Origin of the sequence: Arthrobacter gallicola (assembly GCF_014836775.1) — a bacterium.
Lineage (GTDB): Bacteria > Actinomycetota > Actinomycetes > Actinomycetales > Micrococcaceae > Arthrobacter_B > Arthrobacter_B gallicola.
On sequence record NZ_JACSQD010000008.1, the window covers coordinates 128357 to 151993 of the forward strand.

Sequence of the window (23637 nt, forward strand, 5' to 3'; positions counted from 1 at the left end):
CGCGGCCAGTCCGACGGCGTTGCGGGCCCCGCCGGGGTGGGCACCCCGGCGGGGCGGGCACCTGGGCGGGCGCCGGTTACGCCCGCCCGGGCGCCGCGGGCACCCAGGGCGCTGCCTACGCCTGGGCGGGCTGCATGATGTCCGCCAGGAGCGTGAAGGAACGCAGCCGCTGCTCCAGGGGAGCGTGCGTCGCGACGATCAGCTCGTCAGCCTGGGCATGCTCGCCGAACCAGTCCAGGTAGTCCCGGACCTGGGCTGTGGTTCCGACGCCGGAATAGTGGCCCATCATCTTGATGTGCTGGCCGGCGGGCGATTCGAGCACGAGGTCCGCTTCTTCGTCCGTGTACGTCCGGTCCTTGCCCAGCAGCTGCGTGACCCGGCGGCGCTGGGACTGCGCAAAGATGGCCTCAGCTTCTTCGGTGGTATCCGCAGCGAGCACGTTAACGCCCGCGATGACGTACGGCTCTGCCAGCTGTGCCGAGGGCTGGAATTCGCGCCGGTACAGGGCGACAGCATCCTGCAGTGCCTGCGGCGCGAAGTGTGAGGCAAAGGAGTACGGCAGGCCCAGTGCGGCGGCCAGGCGCGCACCAAACAGGGAAGAACCCAGAATGTAGAGCGGCACGTTGGTCCCCTTGCCGGGGATCGCGTCGATGCCCGGAATCAGGCTGTTCCCGGTGAGGTAGCCCTGAAGCTCCTGGACATCGCGCGGGAAGCTGTCAGCGGACATCGGATCCCGCCGCAGGGCGCGCATGGTCTTCTGGTCGCTGCCCGGCGCCCGGCCCAGACCGAGGTCGATGCGTCCGGGATACAGGGATTCCAGGGTGCCGAACTGCTCCGCGATGGTCAGCGGGGCGTGGTTGGGCAGCATGATGCCGCCGGCGCCGAGCCGAATGGAGGAGGTGTTGGCCCCGATGTAGGAGATGAGCACGCTGGTGGCCGAGGACGCGATGGTCGGCATGTTGTGGTGCTCGGCGTACCAAATCCGGCGGTAGCCCAGCTTTTCCGCGTGCTGGGCGAGGGCAAGGCTGTCCCGGAAGGATTCCGAAGCGGTCCCGCCCTCTTCAATGGAAGCGAAGTCGAGGATGGAGAGCGGATACGGCATGGAATGCTGGCCTTTCGTTGTGCGGTTGATTCTGCCCGTCCCCGCGGGAGGTTGAGTCCTGCGGCCGGTCCGCTGGAACAGCGTTAGGTGTCCGAACGGGCTTAGGGTTCAACCGCGGGAGGCCCCCGCTTATTTCAACCGCAGTGTGAATCCGGGCACCAGGTCATTTCTGACGCCCCAGAAAGTTCGAGAGCCGGTGGAAGGACTGGCTCCAACCTGCCTCGTGGCCGTCCCGGTCCTCAGTTCCACGGAACGGGCCCTGCCGAAAGGTCATCTGCGTTCCGCCGTTGTGCGGTTCCAGGTCCACCGTAATCAGCGTGAGGTTGCTGGCTGGAGTTCCGTCAGGTTCTTCCCACTGCTGCGTCATCGAAAGATGGTCCGGCGGGTCGAGCCTCTCGAGCGTGCCGCCCCACCAGCGTTCGTCCCCCGTGATGGTGTTGACCATGCAGGCCTTGTATTTACCGCCCTCCCGGTCATCCACACTGACCCGGTCGGCAGGAACGATATACCCCTCCGGCCCCCACCAGCCGGTGGCATGCGCCAGGTCCGTCCAGGCGTTGTAGACCGCTGCGGGTTTGGCCTGAAAGCTCCGCACCATCTCCAGATAGATTGCCCGGCCGGAACCGGATGCTGCTGGCTGTGCCATGGCGTGCCCTTCCTCGAGGAACAGCAGTGGTCCCTTTAAGTGTGCGTCCGCACGCAGCGGCAGGCACGGCGCTCCCCCGGTTTTCCCGCCCGCAGGCGTACCTTGGCTCGAGTGAGCAGACTTCGCATTGGAACCTCCGGCTGGTCCTATCCCCATTGGCGGGACCAGTTCTATCCGCCCGGCGTTCCGGCTGCCAACTGGCTGGAGTACTACTCGAACCGTTTCGACACCGTGGAGTTCAACGGCAGCTTCTACCGCTGGCCACGGGAAGAGGCGTTCGCGCGGTACCGGGACCGGCTGCCTGCCGGTTTCGAGTTCTCCGTCAAGGCGCCCCGCGGTCTGACACATGCACGGAAACTGCGTGATCCGGGCGTCTGGATCGAACGGATCACCCGCTGCTGGCAGGAGCTGGGAAGCCGGGCGGGCGTGCTGCTCCTGCAGCTTCCGCCGGATCTGGGGCGCGACGACGGCAGGCTCACCGCGGTGCTTTCCGCGCTGCCCCCGGGCATCCGGGTCTCCGTCGAGTTCCGGCATGCCAGCTGGAACGTCCCGGAGGTCTTTGAGCTGCTGGCGGATCACAATGCTGCCTACTGCGTGATGAGCGGAGCGCAGCTGCCCTGCCTTCTCGAAGCCACCGCGGACTTCGTTTACGTCCGCCTACACGGTCCGGATCACAACGTCCTGTACGCCGGTTCGTATTCCGAGGCGGACCTGCGCTGGTGGGCGGACCGCATCCGGGAATGGCAGGATTCCGGACGGGATGTCTATGCGTACTTCAATAACGACGGCGGAGGCGCCGCGGTGCACAACGCGCGGCGCCTCCGGGAACTGCTGTGGTGACCGCAGGGTGTCTGCGGATCAGCGGGCAGCAAGCATTTTCGCCCGCCGGTGTGAGAGGACCTGGCCGCCAATGACCACCAGCAGCGCGAGGATGAACATTGCCGAGCCAATCACGTTGGCCTGTGCCGGGATCCCGCGGGTAGCTGCCACGTAGATGAACTTCGGGAACGTGTCCACGTTGCCCGAGTTGAAGTTCGTGATGATGAAATCGTCAAAACTCATCGCGAAGGCGAGCAGTGCAGCCGCGACGATGCCGGGCAGCAGCAGCGGGAAGGTGACCCGCCAGAATGCCTGCGCCGGCGAGGCGTACAGGTCTCCGGCAGCTTCCTCGAGTTTCGGATCCAGACTGGCGACCCGGGCCTTGACCGTTACCACGACAAAGGAAATGCAGAACATCGTGTGGGCAATGATCACCGTGCCCATTCCCAGCTCGGCTCCAACGTTCAGGAACTGGGCCAGCAGGGACGCGCCCAGCACCACCTCAGGGGTGGCCAGCGGCAGGAAGATCAGCATGTTCGCCGTCGCGTTGAACCTGAAGCGGTACCGGACCAGTCCAATGGCGATCGCCGTACCGAGGGTGGTGGCCAGGACCGTGGCGGTGAACCCGATCTGCAGGCTGTTGCCCAGAGCCTGGCAGACGTCCGGCGCCCCGCAGGGGTTTTTCCAGTTCTCCAGCGTGAAGCCGCGCCAGGTGAGGTTGGTGCGGCCGGCGTCGTTAAAGGAGAAGGCGAACACGTAGGCAATGGGAACCAGGAGGAAAAGGAAGGCCAGCCCTCCGAATACCGGCACCAGCCAGCGGCCTATTGTCTGTTTCATCGGCTAGCCTGTTTCGTCATCATGAATCCCTTACATCAGTTCTTTGGTGCCGAAACGCCGGACGTACAGGATCACCAGGAACAGGATCGCCAGCATCAGCAGGAAGGACAGCGCGGAGGCACCGGGATAGTCCACAACCCGGAAGAACCGGGAATCGATCACCTGGCCGATCATGGTGGTGTTTTGGTTGTTGCCCAGCAGTGCAGCATTGACGTAGTCGCCGGTGGCCGGGATGAAGGTCAGCAGAGTTCCGGCCATAACCCCGGGCAGGGAGAGCGGGAAGGTGATCTTGCGGAAGGTGGTGAATCCGTTCGCATACAGGTCGCCGCCGGCCTCGATCAGCCGGGTGTCCAGCCGCTCCAGATTGGCGTAGATCGGCAGGGTCATAAACGGCAGGAAGTTGTACGTCAGCCCGCAGATCACGGCAAACGCGGTGGCGGTCAGGCGTCCGTCCGGCGGCAGGAGGGCCAGTGACCGGAGCACTGAGACCACGGGTCCTTCATCGGCCAGGATCTGCTTCCAGGCCTGGGTGCGCAGGATGAAGCTGGTGAAGAACGGGGCGATGATCAGCACCAGCAGGATGCCTTTGAGCAGCTTCCGGTGGCGCAGCCGGACAGCTACCAGGTACGCCATCGGGTAGCCGATGATCAGGGCGGCGACCGTCGCAATCAGGGCGAACCCGAAGGAGCGCAGGATCGCCGGCCAGTAGTCCTGCAGGACCACCAGATAGTTGCCGAATTCCAGCGCCGGAACAAACTGGCCGACGTCGGCCCCTTCCGGCTTAATGTAGAGGGATGTTGCCAGCAGGGAGACAACCGGCAGCGCGAAGAACAGAAGCAGGAAAATGAAGCCGGGAAGGATCAGCAGGTAGCCAACCCGGCCGCGCCGTTTGCTGGCCTCTTCTTCGGCGCTGCTGAGACCGGTGCTGGGACCGGGACCGGTGGCTTCTCCGGTGGCCAGCAGCGCCATCAGAGACCGTCCTCTCCGGCCCCGGCCTGCCGGTCTTCGCTTCCGCTGAGGCCGAAGGCGTGCGCGGGGTCCCAGGCCAGGCGGACCCGGTCCCCGTCGGCAAACAGGGCACCGCCGTGGTTCTGCGTGAACACGCCCACTGTGCCGACTCCTTCGGCGTCGACCAGGTACTCCGTACTGGCTCCGGTGAACGATGCATCCAGCACCACACCACGGATGGAATCCTGCGCGGCCGAGGCCAGATCCGGTTCCATCCGCAGTTTCTCCGGCCGGATCCCCACCAGGATCCGGCCGGTGTGGTCCGTGGCCCGGTCCTTCTGCAGCGTCAGCGCGTTGCCCGCCACCTCCAGCTGCAGGGTATCCCCCGCCACTGCGGTCACCGTGGCCGGCATCAGGTTGGACTTGCCCAGGAAGTTCGCGACGAATGCCGTGCGCGGAAGGTCATACAGTTCCTGCGGCGGGCCCATCTGCTCTACGCGGCCATGGTTCATCACGGCCACGGTGTCGGCCATGGTCAGGGCTTCCTCCTGGTCATGGGTGACGTGCACAAAAGTCAGCCCCACCTCGGTCTGGATCTTCTTCAGCTCCACCTGCATCTGGCGGCGCAGTTTCATGTCCAGGGCTCCCAGCGGTTCATCCAGGAGCAGGACAGCCGGCTGGTTCACCACGGCGCGGGCCAGGGCCACACGCTGCTGCTGCCCGCCGGAGAGCTGGGCCGGGCGGCGCGCAGCCAGATGACTGAGCTCCACCAGGTCCAGGGCGGCTTTGGCCTGGGCCTCGGCGTCCCGGACCTTGCGGCGCTTGAGCCCAAAGGCCACGTTGTCCAGCACGCTCATGTGCGGGAAGAGGGCGTAGTTCTGGAAGACCGTGTTCACCGGACGCTGGTAGGAACTGGCGCCGGTAATGTCCTTGCCGCCGAGGCTGATGCTGCCGGCAGTTGGCTGTTCCAGCCCGGCGATCATCCGCAGCGTCGTCGTTTTGCCGCAGCCGGAGGGACCCAGCAGTGCGAAGAAGGAGCCGGAAGGAATCACCAGGTCGAGGTTGTCGACGGCGGTGAAATCGCTGAAGCGTTTCGTGATCCCGGACAGGACCAGATCCGCCCCGGTGCCGCCCGCAGCCGCTCCGGGGTCCCGGGAAAGTTCCGTGGTGCTCATGGTGCTAGTTTCCGATCGCGGTCTGGAAGCGGCCGCTGTAGTCAGTCTCTTCATCAGGGGTCAGCGTGCGCAGGACGTGGGTGTTGGCAAGGAAGTCGTCCGTGGGGAAGATCAGCGGATTCTCAACCAGTTCCGGGTTGATGTCCTGCATGGCTTCCCGGGCACCTTCCACCGGGCAGATGAAGTTGACGTACGCCGCCACCGTGGCGGCATTAACCGGGTCAAAGTAGTAGTCCATCAGCTTCTCAGCGTTGGCCTTGTGGGTCGCGCCGATCGGCACCAGCAGGTTGTCGGACCACAGTGTTCCGCCGGCCTCGGGGATGGCGAACTCCCATTTATCGCCTTCTTCGAAGTTCAGCTGGGTGATGTCGCCGGACCAGCCGATCACGGCCAGGGCATCCCCGGAGATGAGGTCTTCCTTGTAGGAGTTGCCTTTTACCTGGCGGATCTGCCCGTCTGAGATCTGCTTGGACAGGACGTCCAGGGCATTATCGAATTCCTGGTCTCCCCAGTCACCGGTGATGTCCACACCGTTGTCCATCATCAGCAGGCCCATGGTGTCCCGCATCTCGTCCAGGACTTCCACCCGCCCCTTGAGCTCCGGATTCCACAGGTCGGAAACGCTCTTCAGCCCCTGCGGGAAGGCCTCCTTGTTCCAGGCGATTCCGGCGAAACCGGACTGCCAGGTCAGGGAGTGCCTGCGTCCCGGATCGAAGTCCACGTCCTGGAGGGTGGGGAGCAGGTTCTTGGAGTTGGGGATGTTCGCGAGGTCGAGTTCCTGGGTATACCCGAGACGGATCAGCCGCGCAGCCATCCAATCTGTCAGGGTCACAATGTCCTGGCCGATGTCCTGGCCGGCTGCCAGCTGTCCCTGGACCTTGCCGAAGTACGTGTCATTACCGTCCACGTCCTCGGAGTAGTTTGCCTTGATTCCGGTTGCTGCGGAAAAAGCTTCCAGCGAAGGATATTTCTGGGTGGAGTCGTCATAGTCAAGGTACAGAGTCCAGTTGGCCCAGCTCACGGTCTTGTCGGAATCGGAAACATCCGCCGCAGGACTGGGTTTCGAGGACGAGCCCCCGGTCCCTCCCCCGGTTCCACAGGCGGCAAGCATGCCCGCAACTGACAGGCCGCCCGCACCCAGCAGCAGCTTGCGGCGGGAAAGCTGGGAGTTGATGATGCTCCTGAGCATCGGATCGGTCACCGGGCGCTTCGACATGGGAACTCCTTGCTGGCACAACTGCACTGCGGACGGGTGTTGATGATCGATAGTGCCAGACCGATTTCCGCACATACAAGGTTTTCGTTGTAAAAGTTGTGTTACGCCGCGGTTTCCAAATTAAAGGTGCTCACAAATGATGCTTTCAGTTTTGAAAAGCCTTGATTTCGAACGAAATAAAAGATTCAATTGCTATCACTCGCACGCCGCGGGCCCCTGAATCCGCACCTGGAGGTGAAGCAGGCCATGGAATCCGCAGCCGGAAACCACTCCGTCGACGACATCTCCAAAGCGATCATCGAGCAGCTGCAGGAGGACGGACGGCGGTCCTACGCCGCCATCGGCAAAGCCGTCGGCCTGTCCGAAGCCGCTGTAAGGCAGCGGGTCCAAAAGCTGACGGACAGCGGCGTGATGCAGATTGTGGCCGTGACGGATCCGCTTCAACTGGGATTCGCCCGGCAGGCGATGCTGGGCATCAAGGTCCACGAAGACGTCCTGGCGGTGGCCAGCCGGATTACCGCCATCGACCAGGTGGACTACTGCGTCGTCACGGCGGGCTCATTCGACCTGCTGGCCGAAGTGGTGTGCGAAAACGATCAGGACCTGCTGCTGCTGGTCAACCGGTTCCGCAGCATTCCAGGCGTTTCCAGCACCGAAACCTTTATGTATCTTTCCCTGCGCAAGCAGGCCTACAACTGGGGCACCAGATGACCGAAACAACTGTTCAGCCTTCCACCTCGTCAACCACTCCGCTGGGAACAGACCGCCAGCAGGCAGCCCGCGACCACCTGTGGATGCACATGGCCCGCCATTCGGGCCCGGTATCCGGCGGCAACGTTCCCATCATCACGCGCGGCAAGGGACATCTGATCTACGATGACCGCGGCCACGAACTCATTGACGGCCTGGCCGGACTGTTCACCGTCCAGGTGGGCCACGGCCGGGAAGAGCTGGCCGAGGCGGCGGCCCGGCAGTCCCGCGAACTGAGCTTTATGCCGCTGTGGTCCTACGCCCACCCGCCGGCGATCGACCTCGCCGAGCGGCTGGCCGCCGGGGCTCCCGGCGACCTGAACCGGGTCTTCTTCACCACCGGCGGAGGTGACGCCGTCGAGTCCGCCTGGAAGCTGGCCAAACAGTTCTTCAAGCTCACCGGAAAACCCACAAAACACAAGGTGATCTCCCGCGCGGTCGCCTACCACGGCACGCCGCAGGGCGCCCTCTCCATCACCGGCATCCCGGACATGAAAGCCCCCTTCGAACCGCTGGTCCCCGGGGCGTTCCGCGTACCGAACACCAACCAGTACCGCGCGCCCGCCGGACTGGAGGATCCGGAGGCCTTCGGCCGCTGGGCCGCGGACCGCATTGGCGAAGCCATTGAATTCGAAGGACCGGACACCGTTGCCGCCGTCTTCCTGGAGCCGGTGCAGAACTCCGGCGGCTGCTTCCCCCCGCCCCCGGGCTACTTTCAGCGGGTCCGTGAAATCTGCGACCAGTACGACGTCCTGCTGGTCTCGGACGAGACCATCTGCGCGTTCGGCCGGATCGGTTCCATGTTCGCCTCCACCGACTTCGACTACGTCCCGGACATCATTACCTGCGCCAAGGGCATCACCAGCGGCTATGCCCCGCTCGGTGCGATGATCGCCTCGGACCGCCTGTTCGAGCCGTTCGCCAAGGGAGACACCACCTTCTATCACGGCTACACCTTCGGCGGGCACCCGGTGTCCGCCGCCGTCGCGATGGCCAACCTGGACCTCTTCGACACCGAGGACCTAAACAACCGGGTGAAAACCAATGCCCCGGCCTTCCGCGCCACCCTGGAGAAACTGAAGGACCTGCCGATCGTCGGCGACGTGCGCGGCGAGGGTTACTTCTACGGGATCGAGCTGGTGAAGGACAAAGCGACCAAGGAGACCTTCTCCGACGAGGAATCCGAGCGGCTGCTGCGCGGCTACATTTCAACCGCCCTGTACGACGCCGGCCTCTACTGCCGTGCCGACGACCGCGGGGATCCGGTGATTCAGCTCGCGCCGCCGCTGACCATCGGCCAGCCGGAGTTCGACCAGATCGAATCGATCCTGCGTTCAGTCCTCACAGAAGGCCTGAACCACCTCTGATATGGCGCTCTCCACAGCTCCCGCGAACGGCAACGTCTCCTTCTGGTTTGCCGAAACCGGCCTTCCCGATCCCCGTCCCGGCCTGGACGGGGATCTGGAGGCGGATGTCGCCGTCGTCGGCGCCGGTTACACGGGACTGTGGAGCGCCTATTACCTGAAACAGGCTCGCCCGGACCTGGCCGTGGTGGTTCTGGAGTCCCGGTTCGCGGGGTTTGGCGCCTCCGGCCGCAACGGCGGCTGGCTGACCAACTCCATCACCGGCGGGCGCGGACAGTACGTCAAAACCCATGGCCGCGCCGTCGTCGGGCGGTTTCAGGAGCTGCTGAACGACACGGTGGACGAGGTCATCCGGGTGGCAGCGGCTGAGGGAATCGACGCCGGAATCGCCAAGGGCGGGGAACTCAACGTAGCCCGCAACCGGGCCCAGCTCGGCCGGCTGCAGGCCTTAGCCGAGGCGGAAGCCCAGTGGCCCGAGGCAGGCACGCGTCTGCTCGACGCCGGTGAAACCGCCGAGCGGCTGAGGGTTTCCGGCGCTCTGGGCAGCATCTACCATCCGCACTGCGCGCGCATTCATCCGGCGCGCCTGGTCCGGGGCCTGGCCGGCGCCGTCGAAGCCCTGGGCGTGCCGGTCTTCGAAGACACCCCCGTCAGCGAAATCCTTCCCGGTAGAGCCGTGACCCCGCGGGGAACCGTCCGCGCGAAGTACATTCTGCGCGCCACTGAGGGTTTCACTGCCAACCTGCGCGGCCACCACCGGGAATGGCTGCCGATGAATTCCTCCATGATCGCCACCGAGCCACTGCCGGACAGTGTCTGGGATGAGATCGGGTGGACGTCCATGGACACTGTGGGCGACATGGCGCATGCGTACATGTACGCCCAGCGCACCGCCGATGGCCGGATCGCCTTGGGCGGACGCGGTGTGCCCTACCGATACGGTTCGCGCACCGATACCGACGGCGCAACCCAGCCGGAGACCATTGCCAAGCTCACGGCCCTGCTGCGGGACATGTTCCCGGCGGCCGCCGACGCCCGGATCGACCATGCCTGGGCCGGTGTGCTCGGTGTCCCCCGCGACTGGAAAGCCACCGTGGGACTGGACCCGGAGACCGGGCTGGGCTGGGCCGGCGGCTATGTCGGCACCGGCGTCGCGGCCACCAATCTCGCAGCCCGCACCCTGCGGGACCTGATCCTGGAACCGGAGAGCGAGCTGACCCGGATGCCGTGGGTCAACCGGAAGGTCCGGCGGTGGGAACCGGAGCCGCTGCGCTGGCTCGGGGTGAAGTCCATGTACGCGGCGTATTACGCGGCCGACCGTGCCGAAAACCGCGGCCGGGCGACGACGTCGCCCATCGCCAAGGCCGCGGACCTGATCTCCGGACGGTAGCTGACTACCCCGCGGCTGGAAGCGACTGCAGCTGGCGGAGCAGCACGGCCACGTGCAGCGAAGTCCGGGATTCCGGATCGTTCAGGGATACCCCCAACTTCGCTTCCAGCTTTTCCAGCCGGGCGTAGAGCGTAGGGCGGCTGAGGTAGCCGCTGCGGGCCAGCTCCGTTTTGTTGCCGCCGCACTCGAGGAACCGCTGCAGCAGCGCCAGGTCCTCCTCCGCACCTTCGCCCAGGATTCCGCCGAGCTCCGCAGCAGCGAAGGACACCGCACGGGCGTCCTCGCGAAGCAGAGCCAGCAGGCCGCGCAGCCGGACATCGGTGGAGCGGAAGTACCGTTTCCCGCTGCCGGGCATGGTGCCGGCGGTCTGCGCCACGTGGGCCGCTTCATCCAATCCGGCAGCCGCATCAGCGAGCGCGGACCGGGCGCGGCCTACTCCCGCCGTCCACCGCAGCGGTTCGACGGCGGCAGCAGAGCGCTCAGCCAGCTCGCCGCAGAAGCGTTCCAGCACACTGCCCTCCAGCATCCGGGCAGGCAGCGCCAGCAGTACCGCCACCTGTCCGGTCTGCAGGGCTGCTGCCAGGGCGGCATTCCGGGTGGAGGCCAGCACACCGTCGAGCAGTTCCAGCATTGCCCGTTCCTTGCGCTGCATCGACATCGGATCCTTGCCGGTGCCGGCATCCAGGTGCAGGACCAGCGGCAGATAGGCCGGTGAAGGAGGAAGCCCCAGCGCAGCCGCACGGGTCATCACTTCATCCTCCTCCAGCCCCCGGGGCGAGCGCAGTTCATGGATCAGCCCCGCTTTGGCCTGCTGGGCCAGGCCGGCCTGGTCGCGCTCGGCGAGCCGGTTGATGGACAGTGCCTGGCCTGCGCGTTCGAGCACCATGGAGGCCTCGGCCGCGGCTTCCGGGGAGTCCGAGGCCTGGGGAACCACCAGCCTTCCCCAGTGCTGGCTGCCCAGGCCCACCGGGGTCTGCAGCCAGTCCCCGGCCCCCGTCCGGGCCGTTTCACCGCTGCGGTGCACGGCGCGGGAGCGGCCCTGCCAGTCCTGCAGGAGTTCCTGCGGCGGAACATCTCCGGGGGCGAACGCGACCACCAGGTGGGAGCTGTCCTCCAGCACCACCGGGGACCCGAGCAGTTGCCCGGCGCGGTCAACGATCTCCTGCACTCCGGCGCTTTGCAGGCTGAGCATCGTAAACACCTCGTGGACTTCCCGGGCCTTCTCCACCTGTTCCAGCTGCCGCGCGACGATGCGCCGGTGCACCACTTCGGTGACTTCCACGAACCGGATCCTGCGGTGAAGCCGGACCACGGGGAGGTCCGTATCCGCCGCGGCTGCAGTCAGTGCTGCCGCGTCCGCGGGGCGGCCGGCCAGGATTTCCACGATCACCCCCGCCGCTCCTGCTGCCCGCAGCCCGGCCAGATAGTCATGCGCTTCCGCCGCCGAACTTCCAAACGCCAGCCCAGTGGTCAGAACCAGTTCTCCACCCTCGAGCAGGTCCGCCAGGCTCGGCAGCTCGGCAACGTGCACCCAGCGCACGGGGGTACCTAGGAAGTCTCCTCCAGACAGCACCTCCGGAGCTCCGGCACGCACGACGTCGAGCTCCAGCACGTCCTCCAAAGTCAGGCTCATGCCGCGAGTCTAGGCGCCCTTCCCCTACCCATCCTTACAAATCGTAAAGATTCGCCAATATTTCGTGACAGATCGGCAATATGCCTTGGGTCACACCCTTGGGCAGGATGGAGCCAGACCCGCGAAACCCCACACCTTAGGAGCCCCCGTGCAGACCACGAAGCACTGGATCAACGGCGCTTTCACCGCCCCGTCCGATACCCGCCTTGCCGACGTCACCAACCCGGCAACCGGCAAGGTCACCTCACAGGTGGCGCTGGCCTCCGAGGAGACGGTCAATGACGCCGTCGCCGCAGCCACCGCGGCCTTCCCCGGCTGGCGTGACACCTCCCTGGCCCGCCGCGTGCAGATCCTCTTTGCCTTCCGTGAACTGCTGAACGCCCGCAAGCCGGAACTGGCCGCCATCATCACCGCTGAACACGGCAAGGTGCTCGACGACGCGCTCGGCGAAATCAGCCGCGGCCAGGAAGTCGTGGAGTTCGCCTGCGGCATCCCGCACCTGCTCAAGGGCGGCTACACCGAGAACGCCTCCACCAAGGTGGACGTGCACTCCCTCCGCCAGCCCGTGGGCCCGGCCGCCATCATCAGCCCGTTCAACTTCCCCGCCATGGTGCCCATGTGGTTCTTCCCGGTCGCCATTGCCGCCGGCAACACCGTCGTCATCAAACCGAGCGAAAAAGACCCCACGGCGGTCAACTGGATTGCCGAACTCTGGAAAGAGGCCGGCCTGCCCGACGGCGTCTTCAACGTGGTCCACGGCGACAAGGTGGCAGTGGACACCCTGCTGCAGCACCCGGACATCAAGTCCGTATCCTTTGTGGGTTCCACGCCGATCGCGCAGTACGTCTACCGTGAAGGCACGGCCGCCGGCAAGCGCGTCCAGGCGCTCGGCGGCGCCAAGAACCACATGATCGTCCTGCCCGACGCCGATCTGGATCTGGCCGCCGATGCCGCCGTCAACGCCGGCTTCGGTTCCGCCGGCGAGCGCTGCATGGCCATCTCCGCCCTGGTCGCCGTCGAGCCCATCGCCGATGAACTGGTGGCTAAGATCGCCGAACGCACCCGCACCCTGCGCATCGGTGACGGCCTGCGCGGCACCGACATGGGCCCGCTGGTCACCGCAGCCCACCGCGACAAGGTCGCAGGCTACATCGAGGCCGGCGAAGCAGCGGGTGCCACCGTGGTCCTGGATGGGCGGCAGGTGGAGGCCGATGCCGAGGGTGAAGGCTTCTTCCTCGGCCCTACCCTCTTCGACAACGTCACTCCGGAAATGTCCATCTACACCGATGAGATCTTCGGCCCCGTCCTCTCCGTGGTCCGCGCCGAAAGCTATGACGAGGCCCTGGGCCTGATCAACGCGAACCAGTACGGCAACGGCACCGCGATCTTCACGAACGACGGCGGCGCCGCCCGCCGCTTCGAGAACGAGGTGGAGGTCGGCATGGTCGGGATCAACGTACCGATCCCCGTCCCGATGGCCTACTACTCCTTCGGCGGCTGGAAGAACTCGCTCTTCGGCGACTCGCACGCCCACGGCACGGAAGGCGTCCACTTCTTCACCCGTGGCAAAGTGGTCACCAGCCGCTGGCTCGACCCGAGCCACGGCGGCCTGAACCTCGGCTTCCCGCAGAACGCCTAGGACACGAAGGAGTATCCCCACATGAGCACCGCTACCGAATCGGCTGTTACGGAAGACGAACTGGCCGCCGGGCGCCGGGCCTACGACCTGGACCGCAGGCACGTTTTCCACTCCTGGTCAGCACAGAAGCAGATCAAACCCATGACGGTCACCAAGGCCGAGGGATCCTACGTCTGGGACGGAGACGGCAACCGGCTGCTGGACTTCTCCTCCCAGCTGGTCAACACGAACATCGGCCACCAGCATCCCAAGGTGGTTGCGGCGATCCAGGAGCAGGCCGGAAAGCTGTGCACCATTGCTCCGCAGTATGTGAATGACGCCCGTTCGGAGGCGGCCCGGCTGGTCTCCGAGCTGACGCCTGGGAACCTGGACACCGTCTTCTTCACCAACGGCGGCGCCGACGCAATTGAGCACGCCATCCGGATGGCACGCCTGCACACCGGACGGTACAAGGTCCTCTCGGCCTACCGTTCCTACCACGGCGGCACTGCCCTGGCCATTAACGTCACCGGGGATCCCCGCCGCCTGGCCAATGATTACGGCAACGCCGGCACCGTGCACTTCCACGCGCCGTTCCTGTACCGCACCCAGTTCCACTCCACCACGGAGGACGAGGAGTGCCAGCGGGCGCTGGAGCACCTCGAGCAGCTGATCCTGCTTGACGGCCCCGCCGCGTTTGCCGCCGTCGTGCTGGAATCCATTCCCGGTACCGCCGGGATCATGGTTCCGCCTCCCGGCTACCTGGCCGGCGTCCGGGAGCTGACCCGTAAATACGGCATCATGTTCATCGCCGACGAGGTCATGGCCGGTTTCGGGCGGTCCGGCAAGTGGTTCGCGATCGAGCACGCCGAGGGGGTTGAACCCGATCTGATCACCTTCGCCAAGGGCGTCAACTCGGGCTATGTGCCGCTGGGCGGAGTCGCGATCTCGGACGAGATCGCTGCAACCTTTGCCGACACCGCCTACCCCGGCGGCCTGACCTACTCCGGGCATCCGCTGGCCTGCGCCGCTGCGGTGGCAACCATCGGCGCCATGCGTGATGAGGGCATGGTGGAAAACGCTGCCCGTCTGGGGTCAGACGTTTTTGGCCCGGGACTTGCCGAACTGGCGGAGCGGCACCCGAGCGTCGGCGAGATCCGCGGGACCGGTGCGTTCTGGGCCATCGAGCTGGTAAAGAACCGGGACACACGGGAACCGCTGGCACCCTACGGCGGTTCCAGCCCGGCCATGAATGAGCTGATTGCGGCCTGCAAGGAACGCGGCCTGCTGCCGTTCGCGAATTTCAACCGCATCCACGTCGTCCCGCCGCTGAACGTCAGCGAAGAGGAAGCGCGGACCGGGCTTGGCATCCTGGACGAGGTCCTGGACATCGCCGACAGCCACACCGCGGAGTAGCCCAAGGGCCGGACGAAGCCTTGAATGCAGCCGCCGTGTCCCGGGAACCACCCCGGGACACGGCTCAACCGGTACAAACCAGAGGAAAGGTGCCCATGCCACACGCCGAATGGGTCTTCCACTCCGGGGCCGTCTTCGACGGCCGTCGGCTGGTCCGCGGGGCCAGCGCCGTGGCGGTCTCTGACGGGCGGGTCTTGGCGGTCGGGAGCGATGCCGACCTCAGGGCCCTTGCCGGTCCCTCCACCCAGACCTTCGACCTGGCCGGCCGGCTCATCTCCCCCGGCTTTACCGATGCCCACGTCCACGCGGCCTACGCCGGTGTGGAGCGCCTGGGCTGCGACTTGGCGGAAGTCAGCGGGGCCCAGGCCTGCCTGGACCGGATTGCCGAATACGCGGCACTCCCGGCGCCTGCACACGACGACGCCGGGTGGCTCACCGGAGGCGGCTGGTACAAAGGCGACTTCCCCGGCGGTTACCCCAGCCGCGCCGTCCTGGACGCCGTCGTCCCGCACCGCCCCGCCTACCTGCTCAACCGCGACCATCACAGCGCCTGGGTCAACTCGCGTGCCCTCGAACTGGCCGGAATCAACGCCTCCACACCTGATCCGGCAGACGGCCGCATTGAACGTGATGCCGACTGCCAACCCAGCGGGATCCTGCACGAAGGGGCCATGGACCTCATTGCCCGTCTGCTGCCCCCGGTCACGGACGGGCTGCTTGAAACCGGCATCCTGCTGGCCCAGGAACACCTGTTTTCCGTCGGGGTCATCGGCTGGCAGGAGGCCATCCTCGGCAGCTACGGTGGTTACCCGGACGTTTCCGCCGCCTACCGTTCCCTGAGCAGCTCCGGAAAACTGAAGGCCCGGGCAACCGGAGCGCTGTGGGTTCCCCGGGATACCACGGTTGACTCGGTTCCGGCCCTGGTCGAATCCTTCCGGACCCGCCGGGCGGAGAACGCTGCCGCCGGCTTCAGTACGCGCAGCGCCAAAATCATGGTCGACGGCGTGCCGGAGAACCTGACCGCAGCCATGCTGGATCCCTACCTGAAACCATGTGCCTGCGCCGGGCCCGATTCTGCCGGCGGACGCGGGCTGCTCTACCTCTCCCCCGAGGTGCTGCACACCGCTGCAACGGCACTGGACGCCGCCGGATTCGACCTGCATCTGCATGTGATCGGCGACCGGGCTGTCCGCACCGGCCTCGACGCCATCGCCGCGGCACGGGCAGCCAACCGGGGATCCACCGGCGGGCATCCTGCGGATCCACGCCACCATATGGCGCACCTGCAGATCATCCATCCCGCCGACGTCGGCCGCTTCGCAGCCCTGAACGTCACCGTGAACGCGCAGGCGCTCTGGGCCTGCAATGATGACCAGATGCGGGACCTGACCGTGCCGCTGCTCGGTGCCGAACGGGCGGCCTGGCAGTACCCGTTCGCTGATCTGGAAGCGTCCGGGGCAACCCTGGCCATGGGTTCGGACTGGCCGGTATCCAGCCCCGATCCCTGGCAGGCCATCCATGTGGCGGTCAACCGGACTCATCCGGACCATCCCGGTGCGGCGGCGCTGCAGCCGGAACAGGCGCTGACCCTGCAAAGTGCCCTGGCCGCCTACACCGGCGGCTCGGCCTGGCTGAACCGCGCACCAGGGGGCACCTTGGTCTCCGGCGCGCCGGCGGATCTGGCCGTGCATTCGGCCAACCCGTTCGAAGTTCCCCCTCCGGAGTTGTCCGCTGTCGGCGTGGACCTGGCCATGGTGGCCGGGGAACCCGTTTATGTCCGGGACGCCGCTGCCGGCGGGACTGCCTCCCGGCGGCAAAGGACCAGTGCATGATGCCGGTGTTGGTGCCGGTGCCGCGCCAAACCCCGCCCGACCCTCAACCCGAACGGATCCAGTTTCACATGGTTAACGCCGTCCCTGCCCCCACACCTTCTGCTCCACCGCTGATGCCCGCGGGCGCCGGGCTGCCCGCCGGAGTCCCGCTCCAGCCGGACGGCCTCGTGCTGGAGCACGAGCCGGTGACCGGCTCCGCCGTCGCTTCGGGGACACCGGCCACCGGGCTCTGTGAACTCGGCCGATTCGGCGGTCTGGAACTCGGCGTATGGGAGATGACCGAGGGCGGGATGTATGACACCGAAGCCGAAGAGGTCTTCCTGGTGCTCTCCGGCTCCGCCACCGTGGAGTTCCTCGACGAAGACGGGACCGTTACCTCCGTCCATGACCTCGTTCCGCACACCCTGATGCGGTTCGCCGCCGGAACCCCAACCCGCTGGACAGTAACCAGCCCTCTGCGGAAGGTCTATCTGGCCCTGCCGGCCTAGGACCGTTTCCGCCCGCCCGCCAAACCCAACAATCCACGGAGCAGCACATCATGCAGCAGTTCACCGAAGGCCATCAGTTCATCAACGGCCGCTACCGGCAAGGCCGCGGCGAAGAGGCTCAACGCGTCAACCCGGCCACCGGCTCGGCCGCGGAGACCCTGCGGTACGCAGACGGCTCGGACGTCAACGACGCCGTTGACGCCGCCAAACGCGCGTACGCCGGCTGGTCCAAGCGCACTCCGGGCGAACGTGCCGAGGCGCTGCTGGCCCTCGCCGCTGAACTTGATGCCCGGGCCGGCCTGCTGGCTGACCTGGAAACCGCCCAGACCGGCAAGTCCATCCGGATGTCCACGGAATTCGACGTGCCCGGAACCGTGGACAACGTCTCCTTCTTCGCCGGAGCCGCCCGCCAGCTGCACGGCCTGGCTGCCGGTGAATACGGGGCGGGCGGAACCTCCATGGTCCGGCGGGAACCGATCGGCGTCATCGGCTCGATTTCCCCGTGGAACTATCCGCTGCAGATGGCGGGCTGGAAGATCCTCCCCGCCATTGCCGCCGGCAACACGATTGTGCTCAAACCCAGCGAACTCACCCCCGGGACCTCCCTGATCTTCGCCGAAGCCGCCGCCGCGGCCGGCATTCCTGACGGCGTGATCAACATTGTCACCGGTTCCGGCCCCGTGGCCGGTGAGGCCCTGGTGACCCACCGGGATGTGGCCATGACCTCCTTCACCGGTTCCACCGCCGTCGGCCGCCACATTATGGCCATGGCAGCCCGCACGGCGAAGCGGGTGCATCTGGAACTGGGCGGCAAAGCCCCGTTTGTGGTTTTCGACGACGCCGACCTTGAGGCCGCCGCGCACGGCGCCGTCGCCGGGTCCATCATTAACGGCGGGCAGGACTGCACCGCTGCGACCCGGGCGTACATCCAGGCACCGCTGTTCGAGCAGTTCACTGCGCGCGTCGCGGAACTGATGGACGCCGTCGTCGTCGGTGACCCAACCGATCCGGACACTGATCTTGGCTCCCTGATCAGCCATGGGCACCGGGACAAAGTTGCCGGCTTCGTGGACCGGGCCCGGGACGCCGGTGCGAAGGTCCTGGCCGGCGGCGCGGCACCCGGCGGTGCGCTGGCAGCCGGTGCGTTCTACCGGCCCACACTGGTGACGGGCGCCGCCCAGGACTCCGAAATTGTGCAGGACGAGATCTTCGGTCCGGTACTCACCGCGCTGCCCTTCGACTCGGACGGCGAAGGCATCGCCCTGGCCAATGACACCCCCTACGGACTGGCTGCCTCCGCCTGGACCCGGGATCTCTCCCGTTCCCTGCGCGCCAGCGAGGAAATTGCCGCCGGCTGCGTCTGGGTGAACGATCACATTCCGATCGTGTCCGAAATGCCTCACGGCGGGTACAAGGCCTCCGGCTTCGGCAAGGACATGTCCATGTACTCGTTCGAGGAGTACACCAATGTCAAGCACGTCATGATGAGCCGCGACCCCGCCGTCCATAAGGAATGGCAGGACACCGTGTTCCGGGCCCGCTAAGCCGGTTCAGCACCGGGGGCAGCCGGACCCCGGAAACCGATCAGCCGATACCGAGGTTCTGCATGGTGTTGCGCAGCGTTTCGGCGGAGTTCTGCAGAGCCTGCTGCTCGCCGTCGTCGAGCGGCATTTCCAGCATCTTGTAGACGCCGCCGGAGCCAACGATGCTGGGCAGTGAGAGCGCCACCCCGGAGATGCCGTGCTCGCCCCGCAGAAGCGCTGACACGGGAAGGACAGCGTTCTGGGCTTGGAACACGGCCTCCACAATGCGTACTCCGGCGAGCCCGATTGCATAGTTCGTGGCACCCTTGCCTGCGATCACCTTGTAAGCCGCGTTGACGACGTCGTCGGTGATCGCGGCCAGCAATTCATCGGTGAAGACCTGCCGCCCGCTGATCTGCCACTCGCGGATGGGTACCGGTCCGATGGTTGCACTGGACCAGACCGGAAATTCGCTGTCCCCGTGTTCACCGATGATTGTTGCGTGCACGCTGGACATCAGGACGTGTGCGGATTGGGCCACCAGCAGCCTCAGGCGGGAGGTGTCCAGTACGGTTCCGGAGGAGAAGATCCGGTTTGAGGGTAATCCGGTGATTTTCTGGGCGGCCACTGTCAGAACATCGCAGGGGTTTGTTACCAGGATGTAGACAGCTTCGGGCGCCTGTTCCATGAGGGCAGGCATCAGCGATTCCAGGATCCGGACGTTGGCCGCTGCCAGGTCCAGCCGCGTTTGGCCGGGTTTCTGGCGTGCTCCGGCAGTGATGACGATGACGTCCGCCCCGGCCAGCGCGTCGATGTTGCCGCCGCCGGTGACGGTATTGGCGCCCGTGAACTGGGTGCCGTGTGAAAGGTCCAGCACTTCGGCTTCCGCCCGGGCGCTGTCGATGTCGTAAATGGCAACTTGCCGTGCCGCATCCCGGATCAGAGCTGCGTATGCCAGGGCTGTTCCCACACTTCCGGCTCCGACGATTCCGAGTTTGGTGACTGGTCTGGTGGTGATGTTGGCCATGACTTTGAGCCTCACTCATCTTTGGAGGGTTCCCCTAAAGGCACTATAGGGCGGGCCCGGCGGCGAGGGAACGGGTCAGGGGCGGCTGTCAGCTTCAGGGTGACCATCCCGCTGACCCCAAGCGCAGGTTCCCTCCCCACCGCCGGCGAGCCTCAGCTACATTGAGCCACCATGCCGACGGAGGGAAGCAACCATGCGACGCCTCAATGCAGTGCCCACGGAGCGACTTCATCTTTGGCTGATGCTGGCGTCGACCTTCTCCACCGGGGTGATCGATGCCCTGGGATATCTGGGGCTCGATCAGGTGTTTACCGGAAACATGACCGGCAATGTGCTGCTCCTAGGGATGGCCTTTGCCGGCGGCGCAGACCTTCCGACCCTCCGGCCTGCCCTGGCCCTGGTGTGCTTTATGCTCGGCGCAGCGGTGGCCGGACGGGTGCTGCGGCGGGGGCCCGGTGGTTGGTCCCGGGAGGTTTCCGTCTGCCTGGCAGTGGTTGCAGGCTGGATTGCCCTGCTGGCCGTGTTTACGGCGGTGGTTGATGTGCAGGCTGACGAGGTTCTTGGCAGTGTCACGACGTCGTCCATGGCTGCCGCGATGGGGATCCAGGCCGCGGCGGCACGGCACCTCAAGGTCGCCGAGATTTCCACCGTGGTCGTAACCTCCACGATCACCGGGCTGGCCTCAGACTCCCGTTTGGCCGGTGGAGACAGTCATTTTTGGGCCCGGCGGGTTTTGGCTGTCTCGCTCATTCTGGTTGGTGCCGTAGCCGGGGCTGCTCTTCTGAATGTGGGGTTGTGGCTGGGTTTTTCGGTTTCTGCGCTGATCTCCACGATGGTGGCAGTTGTGGGGTCGGTTCGGCATCATCGGGAACGCCGTTCCTGATCAGTCACCGGTGCACTGCGGCCCCTGGCCCAGGCACCGAAAAGACGAGTATCGCTGGCTGAGAGACCAGTAATTGAACGGGCCAAAAAGCGCCGTTTTGGGCCTTGGAATGTCGGTGGCAGCTGAAAGTGTTGGGGTATGAACAGCTCGTCAAGCACACCGTTTTCCCAGCCTGCGGGGGCGGCAAACGATCGTGTCCCAGGGGCTCCGGACAGTTCCGGGGATGCCGCAGTCTTTTGTGCCGATCCGCAGGCAGCTTTCGCCGTGGCGGGGGTTCCGGAGGGGTTCGCCGGACGGCTGTCGCTGCGATCGGTGGAGCTGCTGGGGTTCACAGAAACAGTTGATGCCCTGGAGCGGTTCGGGGTGTTGATTTGTTGGGCACAGGCTCAGCAGGCCCGGGTGGCAGCCCGGTTGGAGGAACTCTTCGCCCGCGACATCGCCCGGGCTGCCGGCAGGGAAGATCCCTCTTTGGCACTCTCTCTCGCGGCGGCGGAGGCCGGCGCCGTGTTGAATCTTCCGCATATGACTGCAATGCGTCTGGTCAGCGAGTCGTCCCGGTTGAACCGGGAGCACCCCCAAACTTTGGCCCGCTTGGCTGAGGGCCGGATCGGGTACCAGCACGCGCGAATCATCCTGGACGAGACCCAGCATCTGCCCGACATCCCAGCTCAGGATCCTGGTTTGGAAACAGATCCGGGCCCGGGCCCGGGCCCGGGCACAGGCACCGACGCTGGCGGCGGCGCTGGCGCTGGTGGCGACCATGCTCCAAGCGATACCGGCTTTCCCACCGATACCGGCTCAGGTACCGAGGGGAATAATCAGGCCTCCTTGCTGGACCGCAACCTGCAGTGCCCGGACCCAGGAGAGTCCGGCGGGCGGACAGAGGCGAACCCAGTGGTCTCGGAACCTGAGCGGCTGGGTCTCCGGCAGCGTTTTGAGGCAGACCTGCTCAGCTCTGCGGAAGGCCGCACCGCGGCAGGTTTCGGGAAGAAAGCCCGCAGGTTGAGGGAGTCCCGGTTCCCTCAGACCATTCCGGCTAGGCACCGGGATGCAGTGGACAGGAGACGGGTCTGCTTCGAGGCTCTGCCGGACGGAATGTCCTGTTTGACCGCGTTCCTGGCCGCGGAGAAGGGCCAGGCCATTTATACAGCGCTGTCCGGGGCCGCCCGGGCCGGCAAATCTGCTGGGGATCCGCGGAGCGTTGACCAGTTGCGTGCCGACACTTTGGCCGCGGTATTGCTCGAGGGCGAGTCAAGAGCCGGTGCAGCGTCACCGCCCCACCGCAGTAAAACTGGTGCTCCGGCCACTGTTGTGCCCACCCCAGATACCCCGGCAGCAGAGGAGAATCCGGGTACCGAAAATCAACCGGATGACAGCGCACAACGGGGCGGGCGTTTAACTTCGCCCGGCAGCCTGGCGCCCGGGCAGCCGTTCCGAGCGGGACCGGGTGGCAAATCGGCTGATCGCCGACGGTCACATCCGCGGCCCCCATCCCGGACACGGGTAAGGACGGAGGTGATGGTGCTGATCAACGCTGACACTCTCGCCGGTCTGGACCAGACCCCGGCCGAGTTGAACGGGTACGGTCCCATCAGCGCCGAAGCCGCCCGGACCATGATCCTTGCGGCACTGAACTGGACACCGCTTCTGCAGGATGCTGCCTCCGGGGAAATCCTGGCTGTCGGACGGCGGCGGCGAATCCCAGCCGGGCTCAAACGCTGGCTGCAAGCCCGGGACGGGACCTGCCGATTCCCTGGCTGCGCCGTAAACGTCACCCGTTCAGAGATCGACCACACCACTCCCTGGGCGCGCGGCGGTCCTACCGAACACTCGAACCTGGAACATCTCTGCCCTAAACATCACCGTTTCAAAACCCTGGGCTATTGGAAAGCCCGCCAGCCCGCACCCGGTGCCCTCGGCTGGACCTCACCGACCGGACGAACCTACACCACCCAACCCGCACTGGAGTTCGGTGGTGGTGCGGCCGGTCCCGGACTCCCACCGACGCCGGCCGGGCCCTTACCCGATCCCTCTCCGCAGCAGACCAACGCTCTCTGGGCCGATTGGCATTCCAGAACAGAGACGTCCCCGGACCCTCCTCCCTTCTGAACCCGTCCCCCGTTCTGAACTTGTGCCCGTCTGAGCTAGGGCCAGGTCTCGAAGAACAAACGAACGGATCCATCGGCCGGCCCAAACTTCGTTCTCCGGCTAATCCCAAACACCGTTCTCCTAGTAATTAGGACCACCAAGGCGCTGATAATCAGGACACGGATAAACAGGACATGGATAGAGTGGTCGCATGCTGGAGCAGAATGCCAGAGACTGGTCACCCGTCAGCACGGAACGTCTGCTGCTGCGCCGGCCGCAGGCCAGCGACGAAAGCGCAGCAATTGACCTCCACACCGATCCGCGGACCAACATTCACCACCCCGCGCCGTCGACCATCACCCGGGCTTCCTCCGCACGAACCTTCCACGAGATCCGTCAGCACTGGTACCGCCACGGCTTCGGGGTCTGGGCCGTCGTCGATCCGGGCGCTCCCCACACCCTCATCGGTTTCACGGGAGTCTCCCACCGGATCATCCGCGGCAGGCCCGCCCTGAACCTGTACTACCGCTATTCCCCCGAGTACTGGGGCCAAGGGCTCGCCACAGAAGGCGCACTGGAAGCCGTACGCCTCTCCGAAGAGCTTCTCCCCGGGCTACCCGTCGTCGCCTACACTTCGGTGGACAACATTGGCTCCCAGCGGACCGCGCTGGCAGCAGGGCTGGAGCGCCGGACCGACCTCGACGTCGACCGCGGCACCTACATGGACATCTACCTGGCCAAAGGCTGGTAAGCCCGCCGGGCCGGAAGCCGCAGGCAGGCTCAACCCGCCCGGCAGCGCACGGACCACCCCAGCCGCCCCGGCAGCTGCCTCACCCAGGACTCAAAATTCCGGCCCTCCCCCACCCGCAAATTCCGCGCAGG

20 protein-coding genes and 1 pseudogene are annotated in these 23637 nt (G+C 65.9%); 13 read left to right on the forward strand and 8 right to left on the reverse strand.

Annotated elements, in window-relative coordinates; genetic code table 11:
• Nucleotides 1-115: 115 nt before the first annotated feature.
• Together H9639_RS15945 and H9639_RS15950 are read right to left on the reverse strand one after the other, a co-directional pair.
• Complete coding sequence (locus H9639_RS15945) at nucleotides 116-1102, reverse strand: LLM class flavin-dependent oxidoreductase (RefSeq protein ID WP_191809055.1); 987 nt, start codon at nucleotides 1100-1102, stop codon at nucleotides 116-118.
• 163 nt (nucleotides 1103-1265) lie between these two features.
• Nucleotides 1266-1748 carry an SRPBCC family protein gene (locus tag H9639_RS15950; protein WP_191809056.1) on the reverse strand — a complete coding sequence of 161 codons (483 nt, stop codon included), beginning with the start codon at nucleotides 1746-1748 and terminating at the stop codon, nucleotides 1266-1268.
• Nucleotides 1749-1859: 111 nt separating this feature from the next.
• Here H9639_RS15950 and H9639_RS15955 point away from each other — a divergent pair, with 111 nt between their 5' ends.
• Nucleotides 1860-2588 carry a DUF72 domain-containing protein gene (locus tag H9639_RS15955; RefSeq protein WP_191809057.1) on the forward strand — a complete coding sequence of 243 codons (729 nt, stop codon included), beginning with the start codon at nucleotides 1860-1862 and terminating at the stop codon, nucleotides 2586-2588.
• A gap of 18 nt (nucleotides 2589-2606) precedes the next feature.
• On the opposite strand, the gene H9639_RS15960 is transcribed toward H9639_RS15955, so the two are convergent.
• Genes H9639_RS15960 through H9639_RS15975 form a run of 4 tightly spaced genes read right to left on the reverse strand, consistent with a single transcriptional unit; the run spans nucleotide 2607 to nucleotide 6743 of the window.
• Nucleotides 2607-3404 (reverse strand): ABC transporter permease, encoded by a 798-nt coding sequence (locus tag H9639_RS15960; RefSeq protein WP_191809058.1) that lies wholly within the window; start codon nucleotides 3402-3404, stop codon nucleotides 2607-2609.
• Nucleotides 3405-3434: 30 nt separating this feature from the next.
• Nucleotides 3435-4373, reverse strand: a complete 939-nt coding sequence (locus tag H9639_RS15965) for an ABC transporter permease (protein WP_191809059.1) — start codon at nucleotides 4371-4373, stop codon at nucleotides 3435-3437.
• Nucleotides 4373-5527, reverse strand: coding sequence for an ABC transporter ATP-binding protein (locus tag H9639_RS15970; RefSeq protein WP_191809060.1), 1155 nt, complete (start codon nucleotides 5525-5527; stop codon nucleotides 4373-4375). Before H9639_RS15970 ends, H9639_RS15965 begins: the two co-directional genes overlap by 1 nt.
• A gap of 4 nt (nucleotides 5528-5531) precedes the next feature.
• Nucleotides 5532-6743, reverse strand: a complete 1212-nt coding sequence (locus H9639_RS15975) for an ABC transporter substrate-binding protein (protein ID WP_191809061.1) — start codon at nucleotides 6741-6743, stop codon at nucleotides 5532-5534.
• A gap of 246 nt (nucleotides 6744-6989) precedes the next feature.
• Here H9639_RS15975 and H9639_RS15980 point away from each other — a divergent pair, with 246 nt between their 5' ends.
• From H9639_RS15980 to H9639_RS15990, 3 genes are read left to right on the forward strand one after another with little or no spacing between them, the layout of a single operon-like run.
• Nucleotides 6990-7454: an Lrp/AsnC family transcriptional regulator gene (locus H9639_RS15980; RefSeq protein ID WP_191809137.1), complete on the forward strand. Its 465-nt coding sequence runs from the start codon at nucleotides 6990-6992 to the stop codon at nucleotides 7452-7454.
• Nucleotides 7451-8860 (forward strand): aspartate aminotransferase family protein, encoded by a 1410-nt coding sequence (locus tag H9639_RS15985; RefSeq protein WP_191809062.1) that lies wholly within the window; start codon nucleotides 7451-7453, stop codon nucleotides 8858-8860. The genes H9639_RS15980 and H9639_RS15985 overlap by 4 nt, the downstream gene beginning before the upstream one ends.
• A gap of 1 nt (nucleotide 8861) precedes the next feature.
• The gene (locus tag H9639_RS15990) at nucleotides 8862-10247 is read left to right on the forward strand and encodes an NAD(P)/FAD-dependent oxidoreductase (RefSeq protein ID WP_191809063.1); all 1386 of its coding nucleotides are present in this window, start codon (nucleotides 8862-8864) and stop codon (nucleotides 10245-10247) included.
• A gap of 4 nt (nucleotides 10248-10251) precedes the next feature.
• Here H9639_RS15990 and H9639_RS15995 read toward each other — a convergent pair whose 3' ends face one another.
• Nucleotides 10252-11880: a PucR family transcriptional regulator gene (locus H9639_RS15995; RefSeq protein WP_191809064.1), complete on the reverse strand. Its 1629-nt coding sequence runs from the start codon at nucleotides 11878-11880 to the stop codon at nucleotides 10252-10254.
• Nucleotides 11881-12028: 148 nt separating this feature from the next.
• On the opposite strand from H9639_RS15995, the gene H9639_RS16000 reads away from it, so the two are divergent.
• The 5 genes from H9639_RS16000 to H9639_RS16020 all read left to right on the forward strand — a co-directional run bounded on the left by H9639_RS16000 (nucleotide 12029) and on the right by H9639_RS16020 (nucleotide 18778).
• Nucleotides 12029-13519 carry a CoA-acylating methylmalonate-semialdehyde dehydrogenase gene (locus tag H9639_RS16000; RefSeq protein ID WP_191809065.1) on the forward strand — a complete coding sequence of 497 codons (1491 nt, stop codon included), beginning with the start codon at nucleotides 12029-12031 and terminating at the stop codon, nucleotides 13517-13519.
• A 21-nt stretch (nucleotides 13520-13540) separates the two neighbouring features.
• A complete protein-coding gene (locus H9639_RS16005) occupies nucleotides 13541-14914 on the forward strand; it encodes an aspartate aminotransferase family protein (protein ID WP_191809066.1) in 1374 nt (457 codons plus the stop codon).
• Nucleotides 14915-15009: 95 nt separating this feature from the next.
• Nucleotides 15010-16746 (forward strand): amidohydrolase, encoded by a 1737-nt coding sequence (locus tag H9639_RS16010; protein WP_191809067.1) that lies wholly within the window; start codon nucleotides 15010-15012, stop codon nucleotides 16744-16746.
• Nucleotides 16747-16814: 68 nt separating this feature from the next.
• Complete coding sequence (locus tag H9639_RS16015; protein WP_225219698.1) at nucleotides 16815-17234, forward strand: cupin domain-containing protein; 420 nt, start codon at nucleotides 16815-16817, stop codon at nucleotides 17232-17234.
• A 50-nt stretch (nucleotides 17235-17284) separates the two neighbouring features.
• Nucleotides 17285-18778 (forward strand): aminobutyraldehyde dehydrogenase, encoded by a 1494-nt coding sequence (locus tag H9639_RS16020; protein WP_191809068.1) that lies wholly within the window; start codon nucleotides 17285-17287, stop codon nucleotides 18776-18778.
• A 40-nt stretch (nucleotides 18779-18818) separates the two neighbouring features.
• Here H9639_RS16020 and H9639_RS16025 read toward each other — a convergent pair whose 3' ends face one another.
• A complete protein-coding gene (locus H9639_RS16025; protein WP_191809069.1) occupies nucleotides 18819-19784 on the reverse strand; it encodes an L-lactate dehydrogenase in 966 nt (321 codons plus the stop codon).
• Nucleotides 19785-19977: 193 nt separating this feature from the next.
• Between H9639_RS16025 and H9639_RS16030 the strand changes: the two genes are divergently transcribed.
• The 4 genes and pseudogenes from H9639_RS16030 (at nucleotide 19978) to H9639_RS16040 (ending at nucleotide 23506) form a co-directional block, all read left to right on the forward strand.
• Nucleotides 19978-20667, forward strand: coding sequence for a YoaK family protein (locus H9639_RS16030; protein WP_191809070.1), 690 nt, complete (start codon nucleotides 19978-19980; stop codon nucleotides 20665-20667).
• Between the two features lie 531 nt (nucleotides 20668-21198).
• A pseudogene (locus tag H9639_RS17315) lies at nucleotides 21199-21975 on the forward strand (DUF222 domain-containing protein); the annotation flags it as partial.
• Nucleotides 21976-22185: 210 nt separating this feature from the next.
• Nucleotides 22186-22776: an HNH endonuclease gene (locus tag H9639_RS16980; protein WP_225219722.1), complete on the forward strand. Its 591-nt coding sequence runs from the start codon at nucleotides 22186-22188 to the stop codon at nucleotides 22774-22776.
• A gap of 190 nt (nucleotides 22777-22966) precedes the next feature.
• On the forward strand, nucleotides 22967-23506 hold the full coding sequence (locus H9639_RS16040) for a GNAT family N-acetyltransferase (RefSeq protein ID WP_191809072.1): 540 nt from the start codon (nucleotides 22967-22969) through the stop codon (nucleotides 23504-23506).
• Nucleotides 23507-23637: the final 131 nt, after the last annotated feature.

Excerpts from the sequence above, each read along its gene's own strand:
- H9639_RS15950 (WP_191809056.1), bottom strand. The coding sequence starts at position 1,748 with ATGGCACAGCCAGCAGCATCCGGTTCCGGCCGGGCAATCTATCTGGAG.
- H9639_RS16030 (WP_191809070.1), top strand. The coding sequence starts at position 19,978 with ATGCGACGCCTCAATGCAGTGCCCACGGAGCGACTTCATCTTTGGCTG.
- H9639_RS15980 (WP_191809137.1), top strand. The coding sequence starts at position 6,990 with ATGGAATCCGCAGCCGGAAACCACTCCGTCGACGACATCTCCAAAGCG.
- H9639_RS16010 (WP_191809067.1), top strand. The coding sequence starts at position 15,010 with ATGCCACACGCCGAATGGGTCTTCCACTCCGGGGCCGTCTTCGACGGC.
- H9639_RS15995 (WP_191809064.1), bottom strand. The coding sequence starts at position 11,880 with ATGAGCCTGACTTTGGAGGACGTGCTGGAGCTCGACGTCGTGCGTGCC.
- H9639_RS15960 (WP_191809058.1), bottom strand. The coding sequence starts at position 3,404 with ATGAAACAGACAATAGGCCGCTGGCTGGTGCCGGTATTCGGAGGGCTG.
- H9639_RS15965 (WP_191809059.1), bottom strand. The coding sequence starts at position 4,373 with ATGGCGCTGCTGGCCACCGGAGAAGCCACCGGTCCCGGTCCCAGCACC.
- H9639_RS16980 (WP_225219722.1), top strand. The coding sequence starts at position 22,186 with ATGGTGCTGATCAACGCTGACACTCTCGCCGGTCTGGACCAGACCCCG.
- H9639_RS16015 (WP_225219698.1), top strand. The coding sequence starts at position 16,815 with ATGGTTAACGCCGTCCCTGCCCCCACACCTTCTGCTCCACCGCTGATG.
- H9639_RS15975 (WP_191809061.1), bottom strand. The coding sequence starts at position 6,743 with ATGTCGAAGCGCCCGGTGACCGATCCGATGCTCAGGAGCATCATCAAC.
- H9639_RS16040 (WP_191809072.1), top strand. The coding sequence starts at position 22,967 with ATGCTGGAGCAGAATGCCAGAGACTGGTCACCCGTCAGCACGGAACGT.
- H9639_RS15970 (WP_191809060.1), bottom strand. The coding sequence starts at position 5,527 with ATGAGCACCACGGAACTTTCCCGGGACCCCGGAGCGGCTGCGGGCGGC.
- H9639_RS15985 (WP_191809062.1), top strand. The coding sequence starts at position 7,451 with ATGACCGAAACAACTGTTCAGCCTTCCACCTCGTCAACCACTCCGCTG.
- H9639_RS15945 (WP_191809055.1), bottom strand. The coding sequence starts at position 1,102 with ATGCCGTATCCGCTCTCCATCCTCGACTTCGCTTCCATTGAAGAGGGC.
- H9639_RS16025 (WP_191809069.1), bottom strand. The coding sequence starts at position 19,784 with ATGGCCAACATCACCACCAGACCAGTCACCAAACTCGGAATCGTCGGA.
- H9639_RS15990 (WP_191809063.1), top strand. The coding sequence starts at position 8,862 with ATGGCGCTCTCCACAGCTCCCGCGAACGGCAACGTCTCCTTCTGGTTT.
- H9639_RS16020 (WP_191809068.1), top strand. The coding sequence starts at position 17,285 with ATGCAGCAGTTCACCGAAGGCCATCAGTTCATCAACGGCCGCTACCGG.
- H9639_RS16005 (WP_191809066.1), top strand. The coding sequence starts at position 13,541 with ATGAGCACCGCTACCGAATCGGCTGTTACGGAAGACGAACTGGCCGCC.